Genomic DNA, 12,963 nt, shown 5'->3' with positions numbered 1-12,963 from the left:
GGATGATGAATGTGGACCTGCAACAACTTATCCAGGCATTGACCCCCCAGGCCCGCCGAGACCTGGAGCGTTCCGCCGAGCGCTGCGTCATGCGCGGCGGCCGGGAAGTGCTGGTGGAAGACCTGCTGTTGACCCTGCTGGAACATCACGATGGCCTGCTGGTGCGGGCGCTGAAGGATGCCGATATTGAAACCGCAGAACTGCAAGCCACGCTGCAAACCAAGGGGGAGGCGAGTGCGTCACGCAATCCGGTGTTTGCCCAGGCACTGGTGCAATGGCTGCAACAGGCTTCGATGGTTGCTCATTTGGAACTGCGGCACATTGAGGTCGATCACGGCGCCCTGTTGCTGGCGCTCTTGCGTCATCCGCTGCAACACGCGGGCAGCGCCTATCAGGTTTTTCTGAGCCGGCTGGATCCACAGCGTGTGCAGGCGTTCGTGTTGAGTCAGGCGTCTCGTACACACCCCGCGCCCCAGGGCGAATCACTGCTGGAGCGCTTCACTCACGACCTGACACGCCAGGCCCGTGAAGGGCGTATTGACCCGGTGTTATGTCGTGACGTTGAGATCGGCCAGTTGATCGACATACTCATGCGTCGACGCAAGAACAACCCAATCCTGGTCGGCGAAGCCGGAGTGGGCAAGACAGCCGTTGTCGAAGGCCTCGCGCTGCGGGTGGCCACTGCACAGGTGCCCGAGTCTCTCAAGGAGGTGCGGGTACTGACCTTGGACATGGGCCTGCTCCAGGCCGGTGCCAGTATCAAGGGCGAGTTCGAGCGACGCCTGAAGGGTGTGATCGATGAGGTCAACGCCGCGGTGAAACCGATGATCCTGTTTATCGATGAAGCGCACACGCTGGTGGGAGCGGGTGGGCAGGCGGGTGCGTCCGATGCCGCCAATCTGCTCAAGCCGGCGCTGGCCCGCGGCGAGTTGCGCACCATCGCTGCGACGACCTGGACGGAATACAAGAAATACTTCGAAAAAGACCCGGCATTGGCGCGACGTTTCCAGCCTGTGCGGGTCGGTGAGCCCAGCGTCGAGCAAGCGATCTCGATCCTGCGCGGACTAGTCCCGGTGTATGAGCGCAGTCATGGCGTTTACGTGCGGGACGATGCGGTGGTCGCGGCGGCGCAGATGAGCGCCCGTTACCTGGCCGGGCGTCAGTTGCCCGACAAGGCGGTAGATGTACTGGATACCGCCTGCGCTCGTTTGCGCACTCGCCGCGAGACCGCGCCTGAGGCGTTGCAACACCTTTATGCAGAACAGGCGGAAGGCGCGCGGCAGCTTCAGGCATTGAGTCGAGACCGGGACGAAGGTTTTCCCGTGGACGAACAGACCTTGCACGCGTTGGACCAGCGTATGGAGACGCTGGACGGTGAGCGCCTGGACCATGAGCAACGCTGGCTTGAACAGCAGCAAACCACGCAGCAGGTGTGCCCCCGCCTGGTGGCTCAGGTCATCAGTGCCTGGACGGGGATCCCGGTTGAACAACTGGCACTTGAGCACAGTGACCGGGTGCTGGGTTTTGCCGATGCGTTGCGCCTGCGCATTCTCGGCCAGGAGCAAGCGGTGCAGGCCCTGGACCGCAACCTGCGTGCGGTTGCTGCCGGGCTCAACAAGGCTGACGCGCCGGTCGGCGTATTCCTGCTGGTCGGCCCCAGTGGCGTGGGTAAGACTGAGACGGCGCTGGCCCTTGGCGACCTGCTGTATGGCGGTGAGCGCTTCGTCACCACCCTTAACATGTCGGAGTTCCAGGAAAAACATTCCCTGTCCCGGTTGATTGGCGCACCGCCCGGTTATGTCGGTTTTGGCGAGGGCGGCGTGTTGACGGAAGCCGTGCGGCAACGCCCGTATTCGGTGGTGTTGCTCGATGAGGTCGAGAAGGCCGACCCGGAAGTGTTGAACCTGTTCTACCAGATTTTCGACAAGGGCCTGGCCAATGATGGGGAAGGCCGGGAAATCGACTTTCGCAACACGCTGATCCTGATGACGTCCAACCTGGGCAGTGAGCGCATCGGGCAATTGTGCGCAGGCGGCCGGCGACCTGACGTGCAAACGCTGCATCAGGCGATCCTGCCGCAATTGCGGGACCACTTCAAAGCCGCGTTATTGGCCAGGATGCGTGTCGTGCCGTATTACCCGGTCACGGATGACGTCCTGCATGACTTGGCAAGGCTCAAGCTCGAACGCCTGGGACAACGCTTGAGTCTGCGCAGCCTGGCATTCAGCTACACGCCGGAGCTGGTTGAGCACATGGCCGAGCGGTGCGCCCACGATGACAGTGGTGCGCGTTATATCGATCAATGGATCGAGCTGCATTTGTTGCCGCAGGTGGTCGATCGGCGGTTGCAAGCCATGGCCCGAGGTGAACCTGTGTCACAGGTCCATGCGCGGTTGGCGGCTAACGGTGTTCCAACCTGTGAGTTCAGCCAATGAGGGAGGATCGGCTGCTCACTCTGCTGCCCCGTTCGGCGGCCTGTTCCGATGCGCTGCTTGACGGGTTCATCCGCCTGGGCAGCGCGGACGACGCAGCCACTCTCCCCGGTTTGTGTGTCGCCGCAGCGGCGCAACTGAGCGAGTGTGACCTCAGCCAATGGTACTGGCGCAACGAATCCACTGGCCGGCTTGAACTGATCGCCCAGCATTTGCACGGCATGCCTTGCCCTGGCGATCCGGCCTGTACCAAGGATTTCCAGCATGAACAGGTGCTGCACTATGTGCTGAACCAGCAAACCGCGCTCAGCCTGGAAGCACACTCAGGCAGCGTGTACGAGTACGGTTTCCTGCCGGTCATGGCGACCCCCTGGCAAGCGTTGGCATGTGTGCCGTTGTTTGACCGAGGCAAGGGCATCAAGGGTGTGTTGCTGTGTGCCAGCCAGCATCGGAAAAACCTGCAGGCCTACACCGCCGCCTTGAGCCAATTGGGCAGCCTTGCCTTGATGCAGCGCGCTTTACTGCGGTGTCAGTGTGCCACGGCACGTGTTGCCCAACCCCAGGCTTGCCTGCCGGCGCCGCGTTCAGCGTACGGGTTGATCGGCAGCAGTACGGCTATGGACGAGACGTATCGTCTGATCGGCAAGGTGCTGCATACGCCCTACACCGTGTTGCTGCGTGGCGAGACCGGTACAGGCAAGGAGGTCGTGGCGCGGGCGATCCATTCTGCGGGGCCGCGCAGGAGCAAAGCCTTTGTGGTGCAAAACTGTGCGGCGTTTCCCGAAGGGCTGCTGGAAAGTGAGCTGTTCGGTTATCGCAAAGGTGCTTTCACTGGGGCTGAGCGTAACCACACCGGGCTGTTTGACAGCGCTGACGGCGGCACGCTGCTCCTCGACGAAATCGGTGATATGCCGCTGTCGCTGCAGGCTAAATTGCTGCGGGTCTTGCAGGAGGGCGAAGTGCGTCCGTTGGGCGCCAGTACGGCCCACAAGGTGGATGTACGCATCATCGCCGCAACCCATCGTGACCTCGCCGCAATGGTCGCCCAAGGCGGCTTTCGCGAGGACCTTTACTACAGGCTCGCACAGTTTCCCATCGAACTGCCGCCTCTGCGTGAGCGCGACGGCGATGTGTTGCTGTTGGCGCGGGAATTCGCGCATCAAGCCTCTGCCGCCCTTGGGCGTGTGCCGGTGGAATGGTCGAATGCAGCCCTTGATCAACTCTCGGGTCACGCCTTCCCCGGCAATGTCCGCGAACTCAAATGCCTGGTGGAACGTGCGGTGCTGCTCTGTGACGACGGCGTGATCCTGCCGGCACACCTGTCCTTGCCGGTGCCGGCTGCCACTGGGGCAGTCGATGCGACGTTGCGCCAACGCCTGGAGCGGGTAGAGCGGGTGTTCCTGATCGATTGCCTGCACAAGAACCGTGGCAATCGCACCCGTACCGCCCGTGAGTTGGGCGTTGCGCGGCGCACGCTGCTTTACCGCCTGGCGCGCTTGAAAATCCCCGTGGGGGACGCCCGCGAGGAGGGTTGAGCAGGGAACGTGCGGGCCGCTTATTTTCATGGGAGATACCTGATGCCTTTTCATCCGTGGCAAGCCCTGGTGCTTGCGCTGAGTTTGTTGAGTGGCTGTAACGCCAATTATGTCTTTGATGATGCCGACTACCGTCCGTTGGGTGACCCCCATGCGACTCGTCGTGGGCACTGAACAGGGGGCCGCTGTCATGCAATTGATGTTTGAACTCTGTAGCACCGCAAGCGGGGAGCCCCCTGAGCGCAAGACGTTTGACGGGGTCGGTGGCGTGATCGGACGTAAGTCGAGTTGTGACTGGGTGCTCGCGGATGCCAACCGTCTGATTTCCAGTCACCACGCCCTGGTCAGTTTTAGAGAGGGCCGCTATTTCCTGACGGATATCAGCAGCAACGGTATCGGTGTGTCGGGCAGTATGGAGCGCCTGTGCAAAGGACAGGCACGGCTCATCAGTGACGGCGATGTGTACCAACTTGGGCTGCTGGATATCCGTGCCCGCCTGGTGTTGCAGGCAGGGCCGGTTGTTGCTCGGCAACACACGATTCCAGACGATGCGTTCCTGGGGCTGGATCCTGTCGAAGCATTGGATCGCGAGGCACGGCTCGGCAATTCCTTAGCAGAGCTGGACGCGTTGAACACCACGCCGCAGGCAGCGTTCGAAGCGTTACGTCAGGGCACGGTGGAGCACGATCACCTGGTCGTGCCGCAATGGGCTGAGCCAGCCGGAGACGTTGTGTCACCTGGCCCTGTCACGCCACCACCGGCAACCTCGCAAGCATTCTGGGCGCAGTTCGCCCACGCATTGGGCATGCAGGTGGATTCGCTTGATACGCCGGGGCGCGAAGCCCTGGCGATCAAGGTGGCGGGCCTGTTCAGGCAAACCCTCGAAGGGTTGCAGCAAAGCCTGCGAACCCGTGATGAACTCAACAGCGAGGTCCACGGCTTATTGGCGGTTCCGCTGCTCAATACCCGCAATCCGTTGAAAAACTGCGCCGACAGCCATGCCGCCCTGGCTTTTTTGCTCGGCGACGGTGAGTCCGATCAGTTCTCTGCCGAGCAAGCGGTCGACCAGGCGTACCGAGACTTGCAGGTTCATCAACTGGCTCTGGTCGTGGCCTGTCGGGCTGCCGTACGCGGTGCAGTGGCAGCCTTTGCGCCTGGGCGCCTGCTGCTGCGCTTTGAACGTGACGGCAATGCACCCAGGTTCTTCAGCGATGGCGCCCATTGGCGGGCCTACCAACGCCATTACAGGCGACTGACTGACGAGGAACCCTTGGATGAGCAGATGCTGCGTCATGACTTTTGCAAGGCCTATGAGGAACAGGTACGCCTGGTCTCCACGCTTCACGCGGGGTACGCAGGATGATTGGCCGGTCTCGGGTCGCTGTCTTATCAACGCTGCTAGTGCTGGGGTTGCTGGCGGGATGCAGCAACTTTTCACCTTTTTCCACCCTCACCAAGCTGGACCTGACATTGACGGCCAGCGACGAGGTCAACCCCGACCTTCACGGCCGCCCCTCGCCCGTGGTGGTGCAATTGCTGGAACTGCGGCATCCGGTGGCCTTTGAAAACGCTGATTTCTTCAGCCTCTACGGCCGGGCCGAGCAGGCACTGCCCAAGGATTGGGTCAGCGGCGAGGAGCTGGAACTGCGCCCCGGCGAACGGCTGGCGCTCAAGCTGAGTGTCGAGCCGCGCAGTCGCTATGTCGGCGTGCTGGCGGCCTATCGTGACTTGCCCCATGTGCAATGGCGATGGGTGCTGCCTTTGGCTCCCGGACAGTTGACCCGTGCCGACATCGTGCTGGACCAGACGGGTATCCGGATGGCAGCAACTCAACCTGACAGGACGGAGGACTGAGATGCAGATCCACAACGTTATCTGGCAAGAGGGCATGCTGCTGAGGCCCCAACACTTGCAGCACAGCGACCGCTACTACCATCGGCAACTCAACCATACCCGGCTGTTGAACAGTGATGCCTGGGGTTTCCTGAGCCTGGAAGTCGATGTGCAGTACCTCAACCTGGGCAAGATTGTGGTGAACCAGGCCAGCGGAGTGTTACCGGACGGCAGCCTGTTCGAGCTGAGCGGCACCCTGGAACCCCTGATGTTGCAGGTGCCTGCCAATCCAGGCAGGCAGGCTGTGTACCTGGCGCTGCCGCTGGCGACTGACAATCAGATCGAGGTGCGCTCGAAGGAGCAAAGCGATGTCCTGGCGCGCTATGTCGCCTGTGATGCAGAGATCGGTGACTCCGCTGCCGGGGTCGACTCCCGTTGCCAGATCAAATGCGCGCGCCCGGACTTGCGCCTGATGCTGGGCGAGCCGCCCGGTGACCCTTTCTACGTGAAACTCCAGGTTGCCCGGGTGGTGGATTCGACCCAGGACGGTGGTGTGAGGCTGGATGCGGATTTTGTACCGACGTTTATCTACCTCCAGGGCTCGGGGTATGTGGCGTCTTGCATCAACGAAATCACCAGCCTGCTGGCGACCCGTGGCGATGCGATTGCAGCTCGCATCCAGGGAAACGGCGCTTCCGCCAGCGCACAGGTCGGCGACTTTTTGATGCTGCAGTTGATCAATCGTGCGGAGTTGAGATTGCGTCACTACCTGAGCCAGACCCAGGTGCGCCCGGAGGTGGTGTATCGGGAGTTGCTGTCGATTTTCGGTGAGCTGTGCACGTTTTCCAACGACAACAAACGTGCGCAATTTCCGGTGCAATACCGGCATGGCGATCAGGGCGCGAGCTTTCGCGGGTTGATGGAAGGCCTTCGTACGGTGCTGTCGCTGGTGTTGGAACAGCAGGCGGTCGAGTTGACGCTGCAACCCCGTCAGTACGGGGTGCTGGTCTGCCCGGTGAGCGACCTCAAGTTACTCGGTACGGCCACCTTCATCCTGGCGGCCACTGCCCAGTGCGATACCGAGGAGCTGCGTCATCGACTGCCGGCCCATCTCAAGATCGGACCGGTGGAGCGCATCCGCGAACTGGTCAACCTGCACCTGGCCGGGATCAAGGTCAAGCCGTTGCCGGTAGCGCCGCGGCAGATTCCGTTCCACGCCGGCAAGACCTATTTCATGCTCGAACTCAGCCCCCGTGACATTGCACAGCTGGAGCAATCAGGTGGTTTCGCCTTCCACGCCAGCGGCGAGTTTGCCGAGCTGGAACTCAACTTCTGGGCTATCAGGAACTGACGTCATGACTATGGACAGTGAATACCCGCAAGACGAAAAAACCGTGTTGCTTGACCGTGAGGGTCTCGGCCCGGCGCACGCAGCCGTTACGGACTTTCCGTCGCCGCCACGCTTCGAGCAACTGGAAGACCGCATGATCTATTGCGCCCAGCTGCAAGGTACACGGCACTTCAAGAGTGGCCCCAATGTGCTGTTGACCGCGGCTTGGGAACTCTTGCTGCAAGTGGTCCAGCTCAAGGCCAACCCCGGTCGCGAAAGCCAGCAGGCACTCAATGAGCAGTTTTCCTCAGGCATCAATGCGTTCGAGGCCTATGCCTTGTATCTGGGCGCCGAGAACAGCCAGGTGATGTCGGCGCGTTACGTGCTGTGCAGTGTCATTGATGAAGCCGTGGTCACTACGCCGTGGGGTGGCCGTAGCGACTGGTCGAAGACCAGCCTGCTTAGCCGCTTCCATAACGAAACCTTTGGCGGTGAAAAGTTTTTCCAACTGCTCGAGCGCTTGTCCCGCGACCCCGTCAAGCATGTGGCCCTGCTGGAGTTGATGTACCTGTGCCTGTCCTTGGGGTTCGAAGGCCAATACCGCGTCATGGAGCGGGGGAGGGCGCAGCTCGAAACCGTACACGACGCGGTGTATCGCCAGATCAGGCATGTGCGCGGCGATCAGCCGCCGTTAACCCCTGTAGCAGACGCCGACGGGACCGCTCGGGCACGGATACGCATTGTCTCTGCTGCCTGGGCCGCAGTCTGCGTGCTGGCGTGTCTGCTGGTGGTGTATTCGGGGTTCGCCTGGATGCTGGGGCAGGAGCGCAGGGCGACGTTGCATGCTTTCCAATCTTCGCTGGCAGAGCCGTCTCGGACGCCCTTGTAACGCTGGGAGCAATGAATGAACGCATTCTTCAAACGCGTGGGCAGGGTGCTGCGCGAGAGTTGGGCATGGAGCCTGTTGCTGGTGCTGGCCGGCGCGCTGCTGGTGTGGTTCGTCGGGCCGTTGCTGGCGGTAGACGACTACCGTTTCTGGCAGGGTTCGACGGCCCGGTTGTTGACCATCAGCGCAATGCTGCTGTTATGGGGATTGGCGATGGTGGTGGTGGGAGCACGTCGCTCCGCGCGTTTGGATCAGCCTGGGCAGCGTGAACATCTTCAGCAGCAGGGGTTGATCAATGACGAAGTGGCGCAGGTGCGGGGGCGCTTCAAGGAAGCGCTGCAGACGTTGAAAACCGCGCAGCGCTACGGCGAGCGCAGTGAGCGTTCGCGCCAGGAATTGCCCTGGTACCTGTTGATCGGCGAGCAGGGCAGCGGCAAGACCGACTTGCTGGCCGCTGCCGGGTTGCCGACGGCGCTCGACCGGACGCACCCGATGCAGCCAGGCGCCACCTCGTACTGTGACTGGTATTTTGCAGACGATGCGGTGGTGGTCGAGATGGCAGGTCGATACCTGAGCCAACCCGACCAAAGTGTCGATGCAGCAGGATGGTCGACAATGCTGGACATGCTCAAGTCATGGCGCAGGGCACGGCCGCTCGATGGCGTGGTGGTGACGCTGTCCGTCGGTACGCTGTTGCGCAGCAACGAACACGACCTGGAGCGTCACGCGCGCCATGTGCGTAACCGCTTGCAGGACATTCAGCAGTCACTGCAGGTGGATGTGCCGGTGTATCTGGTGCTGACCCAGCTTGATCGGTTGGCCGGGTTTGCCGAGTTCTTTGATGCGCGGCAGGGCGACGCCACAGAAGACTGGCTGGGTGAGCGCCTGGTGGCGGCTGCGGCAGGCATGGAAGTCGCCGAGGTACGCGAAACATTCGACGCCTTGTTGCAACGCGTGGCGGCCGAGCTGATCCCGCGCTTGCATCAGGAACGCAACCTTGAGCGCCGAGGCCGCATGCTGGGTTTTCCTCAGCATCTTGCGCGCCTGGGCGAGTTTGTCTGCCTGTTTATCGAGAGTGCGTTTGCCGCCCATCGCTACCAGCGAATCAACGGCTTGCGCGGGTTCTACCTGACCTGCGCGAAGACAGATGATGTGCGTGCCCATTTTGCCCAGGGCCTGTTCAATCGGGTGATTTTTGCCGAGGCCGGTCTTGCCGGGTTGCGTGCCCCGGAGCGGCAGCGCATCCGTCGACGCCACGGGTTGATGGCGCTGGCCGCCTCATTGGTTGTGGGTGCTGCCGGGGCGCTGTGGGCGCACAGTTACGCGTTCAACCATCAGCGGCTGGTGCAACTGCGGGAGCTGATCAACCCCAAGTCCGTAGGCCAACCCGAAGCGGACGCCAGCCTGGCGTTGCTCGCACTGTTGGACAGTCGCCTGGCGGCCACAGGGGTGTTTCCACCGGCGGCCAAAGTACCTTGGGTTGAGCGGGGCGGCTTGTATCAGGGCGAGATGAGTCGGCCGTTATTGAGCAGCGCCTACGAACAAGCCCTGCATCAGCAATTGCTGCCCTACGTGACCCTACGGCTCGAACAACAGGTACGTGACAGCCTGGGTGATCGCGAGCAGTTGCTCGACAGCCTGCGCGCTTACCTGATGCTCAATCTGCCCGAGCGACGTGATAAGGCCTGGTTGGCCGAGCAAGTGGCGGGGCTGCGGACTGTTGGGTACATCGAGGATGCATCGACACACAAACGCCTGAACGAACATGTTGCACGGCTCGTTGAACAGGGTTTTTTGGCCCCGCTGAATGATGAGTTGGTCGCCCATGCCCGCCTGGTGCTGCGCGGTGAGCCAATGGCAGAGGTGGTCTACCGGACACTGCGCGAGCAAGCGCGGCACCTGGAACCCTTGCGCCTCGCTGAAAACCCCGCGTTTTCCAGGGTTGAGCCGCCCATCCCGGGTTTCTATACGCGTAAATACCTGCAGTTTTTCGAAAGCCAGGGGCCACAGTTGGTCAATGCCATCGCCCAGGATAACTGGGTGCTTGGCGAGGCCGCAGACCTCAGCGTCGTGGACTTGCGCAAGCTGATGCTGGAGCTGGAACAGCGTTACTTCAGCGAGTACGCCGACATCTGGAGTGATGCGCTGGGTCGAGTCAGGCTACTGGAAAGCGACGACCTGAGGCACGATGCGCAGCAGCTCGCGAACTTCACTTCCGCCCAGTCGGCGCTGGTGTTGCTGTTGCGGCAGGTGCGTGAACACACGCGATTGCTGCCGACCCATGAGCGGCTTGAAGCGGTGAGCCAGCAGGTCGCTGAGTTGGGCGCGCCGGTGTCCGGCTTGCTCACCCGAGCCTTGCCGCGCCAAACGCTGCCGGATACTGCCCGGCGCGCTTTACTGCGTCGTTTCGAGCCTTTGCACCTATTGCTGGATGAAGAGCAGAACCCGACCGCCGAGCTGACCCAGGCCTTGCGCTTGCTGGATGAGCTGCACCTGCAAGTCTCGACACTGAACCGTGACAGTTCGCCCGAGCAGGCCGCATTCAAGATGGCCAGGCAACGCATGGATGGACAGCAGCCGCTGCTGGGCAACCTGCGTGACGCTGCTGCTCGCCTGCCGCAGCCGCTCAAGGGCTGGTTGGACGGGATTGCCGAGCAAACCTGGCGCCATCTGCTGGATGACGCCTATGGGTATGTGAACCAGCGTTATCACAGTGAGGTGTATGGTTTTTATGTGAAGGCGATCCGGCACCGCTACCCCTTCAATGCCGATGCCGGCAGCGATGTTGCCCTGGGTGATTTCCAGTCGTTCTTTAAACCACGGGGGGTGATGGAGCACTTCTATGACAGCTACCTGCGGCCGTTCGTCAGTGTCGAGGGGAGCCGCTATCGTTTGCGGGGCCTTGAGGGCCGCAGCCTACCGGTTTCACGCTCGTTGCTCGACCAACTGACCCGGGCGCAGGTGATTCGCCAAGGGTTCTTCAGCGCAGACCAGGGGGATTGGACCGTTCTGTTCACGCTAGCGCCCTACAGCCTGGACCAGGCCGTCAACCGGGCGACGCTGCGGGTGGGCGATCAGCAATTGGAATACCGTCACGGCCCCATCGTGCCGATGGCGTTCCATTGGCCGATTGATGCGGACAATGGGCGCAGCAGCCTGGTACTGGAGCGCGGTACGGAGCGACCGCTGGGCATTGAAAAAGACCAGGGGGCCTGGTCGTTGTTCCGGCTTTTCGAATTGATGCAAAACGAGCCGGCCAGCGGCAGGGATGCACAGATACTCAAGGCCGACCTGGCCGGCCTGCGTGCCAACTACCTGCTCACCAGCCAACGCAGCCCCAGCCCGTTCCAGATGGCTACATGGCGCGGCTTTCGCCTGCCGGAGCAATTGTGAACCGCGCGCACCCTTGGCGAAGTGCCGGCCGTACGGCGCAAGGCAAGCGTCGTGCGCGTAACGAGGATGGGTTCCTCGATTGCCCGCAACGCGGTTGCTGGGCGGTCGCCGATGGAATGGGTGGGCATCATGCTGGGAATGTGGCCAGTCAAAGGGTAATCAGCAGTCTGGCGGCGCTGCCAGGGCAAGGCAGCTTCGACCAACGGGTCGAGGCCGTCCAACGCTGCCTGCGCGGGCTCGACAGCCAGTTGCAGGCGGCCGATGGCCCCTCAGGCATCATGGGCAGTACGGTGGTTGTGCTGTTGCTTGAGCGTGACCGCGCGGCGTGCATCTGGGCAGGGGACAGCCGATGTTATCTCTGGCGAGGGCAGCGTTTGTATCAGCTGTCCAGGGACCACTCCCTGCAACAGCAACTGATGGACAAGCAGCATTTGAGCCTGGAACTGGCCCGCGCTCATCCAGACGCCCGCGCCTTGACTCGTGCCATTGGCGCGGGAAAACCGCTGAGTCTGGAGATACTGGAACTGCGTCCCCACCCAGGCGATGTGTTCTTGCTGTGCAGTGATGGCCTGTACCAAGGGCTCAGCCACCGGGAACTGGGGCGCGCGATGAATGCCGGCACGCCAGGGCAGGTGGTGGAGCGGTTGTTCAGCGACGTGCTACGTGGGCCCGCACAGGATGACCTCACTGCGGTGGTGGTGCAGCCATGAACGCCGCTGTCGGCCCGCCGAACCTGCTTGCGGGACGCTACCAGCTGGAGCGAATGCTCGGTTCAGGGGGCATGGGGGTGGTCTATCGTGCCCGGGATCTGCTACATGAGGCGTTTGGCGAACCGGACGCGCGCGTGGCGCTGAAGCTGTTGGGAGAGACGCTCTGTGCGTCCACCGACGCCCACGTGTTGCTGTACAGCGAGTTCGCCCTGACCCGAAGCCTGCGCCATGAACACGTGGTCCGGGCCTTTTCTTTCGAGGTCGACACAGCGCACCAGTTGGCATTCTTCACCATGGAAGTGATGCCCGGCCTGACCCTGGACCGCCTGCTCCCGGAATGCCCGCAAGGGTTGGCGTGGCCGGTGTTGCAACCCATCGCCGTGCAACTGCTGGATGCACTGGCGTACACCCATCGACAAGGGGTCCTGCATGGCGATGTGAAACCGGCGAACATCATGGTGGGGGAGCAGGGGGTACGCTTGTTCGATTTTGGCCTGGGCCATGCTGAAGCGCAGGCAAGGGCAGGATTGCCCGGCTTGAGCCGCAGTCGCCTGAATGCCTGGACCCCTGCGTATGCGGCACCGGAGCTGATGGCCGGCGGGCTTCCGTCAGCCCGTGCGGATTTATACGGGGTTGCCAGCGTGCTCTATGAACTGGCCGAAGGGAGGCGCCCCGGCGAACGTCAGCAGCATCAGCCGCTGCCGAGGCCGAGGCAACTGCCCAGGCATTGCTGGCCCGCTGTGTGTTCGGCACTGGCGATGGATCCTGAACAACGAACGGTGTCGGTCGCCGAGTTGCGCGAAGTGCTGGGGGGCAGGCGCCGTCTCTGGTTCCTGGGGTAGTG

General features: G+C 62.2%; 10 protein-coding genes. All 10 read left to right on the top strand.

Annotated features, from left to right (window positions below; translation table 11 throughout):
* Positions 1-2 precede the first annotated feature (2 nt).
* From NL123_RS17910 to NL123_RS17865, 10 genes are read left to right on the top strand one after another with little or no spacing between them, the layout of a single operon-like run.
* A complete protein-coding gene (locus NL123_RS17910) occupies positions 3-2,435 on the top strand; it encodes an AAA family ATPase (protein WP_494355958.1) in 2,433 nt (810 codons plus the stop codon).
* On the top strand, positions 2,432-3,967 hold the full coding sequence (locus NL123_RS17905) for a sigma-54 interaction domain-containing protein (RefSeq protein ID WP_494355957.1): 1,536 nt from the start codon (positions 2,432-2,434) through the stop codon (positions 3,965-3,967). Before NL123_RS17910 ends, NL123_RS17905 begins: the two co-directional genes overlap by 4 nt.
* Positions 3,968-4,009: 42 nt before the next feature.
* Positions 4,010-4,141, top strand: a complete 132-nt coding sequence (locus tag NL123_RS17900) for a type VI secretion protein (RefSeq protein ID WP_248488065.1) — start codon at positions 4,010-4,012, stop codon at positions 4,139-4,141.
* 16 nt (positions 4,142-4,157) lie between these two features.
* Positions 4,158-5,330, top strand: a complete 1,173-nt coding sequence (tagH, locus tag NL123_RS17895; RefSeq protein ID WP_494355956.1) for a type VI secretion system-associated FHA domain protein TagH — start codon at positions 4,158-4,160, stop codon at positions 5,328-5,330.
* Entirely contained in the window at positions 5,327-5,821 is a 495-nt protein-coding gene (tssJ, locus tag NL123_RS17890) for a type VI secretion system lipoprotein TssJ (protein WP_494355955.1), read from the top strand. The genes tagH and tssJ overlap by 4 nt, the downstream gene beginning before the upstream one ends.
* Position 5,822: 1 nt before the next feature.
* Complete coding sequence (gene tssK, locus NL123_RS17885; RefSeq protein WP_248488068.1) at positions 5,823-7,151, top strand: type VI secretion system baseplate subunit TssK; 1,329 nt, start codon at positions 5,823-5,825, stop codon at positions 7,149-7,151.
* Positions 7,152-7,155: 4 nt separating this feature from the next.
* Complete coding sequence (gene icmH, locus NL123_RS17880) at positions 7,156-8,019, top strand: type IVB secretion system protein IcmH/DotU (protein WP_248488069.1); 864 nt, start codon at positions 7,156-7,158, stop codon at positions 8,017-8,019.
* Positions 8,020-8,034: 15 nt separating this feature from the next.
* Entirely contained in the window at positions 8,035-11,409 is a 3,375-nt protein-coding gene (tssM, locus tag NL123_RS17875; RefSeq protein ID WP_494355954.1) for a type VI secretion system membrane subunit TssM, read from the top strand.
* Positions 11,406-12,119, top strand: a complete 714-nt coding sequence (locus NL123_RS17870) for a PP2C family protein-serine/threonine phosphatase (protein ID WP_494355953.1) — start codon at positions 11,406-11,408, stop codon at positions 12,117-12,119. Before tssM ends, NL123_RS17870 begins: the two co-directional genes overlap by 4 nt.
* Entirely contained in the window at positions 12,116-12,961 is an 846-nt protein-coding gene (locus tag NL123_RS17865) for a serine/threonine-protein kinase (protein WP_494355952.1), read from the top strand. The genes NL123_RS17870 and NL123_RS17865 overlap by 4 nt, the downstream gene beginning before the upstream one ends.
* Positions 12,962-12,963: the final 2 nt, after the last annotated feature.

Source organism: Pseudomonas sp. FBCC-B1565, assembly GCF_059133265.1.
Note: the sequence above shows the minus strand (reverse complement) of the source record. Positions and strands in the feature narration are given on the sequence as shown.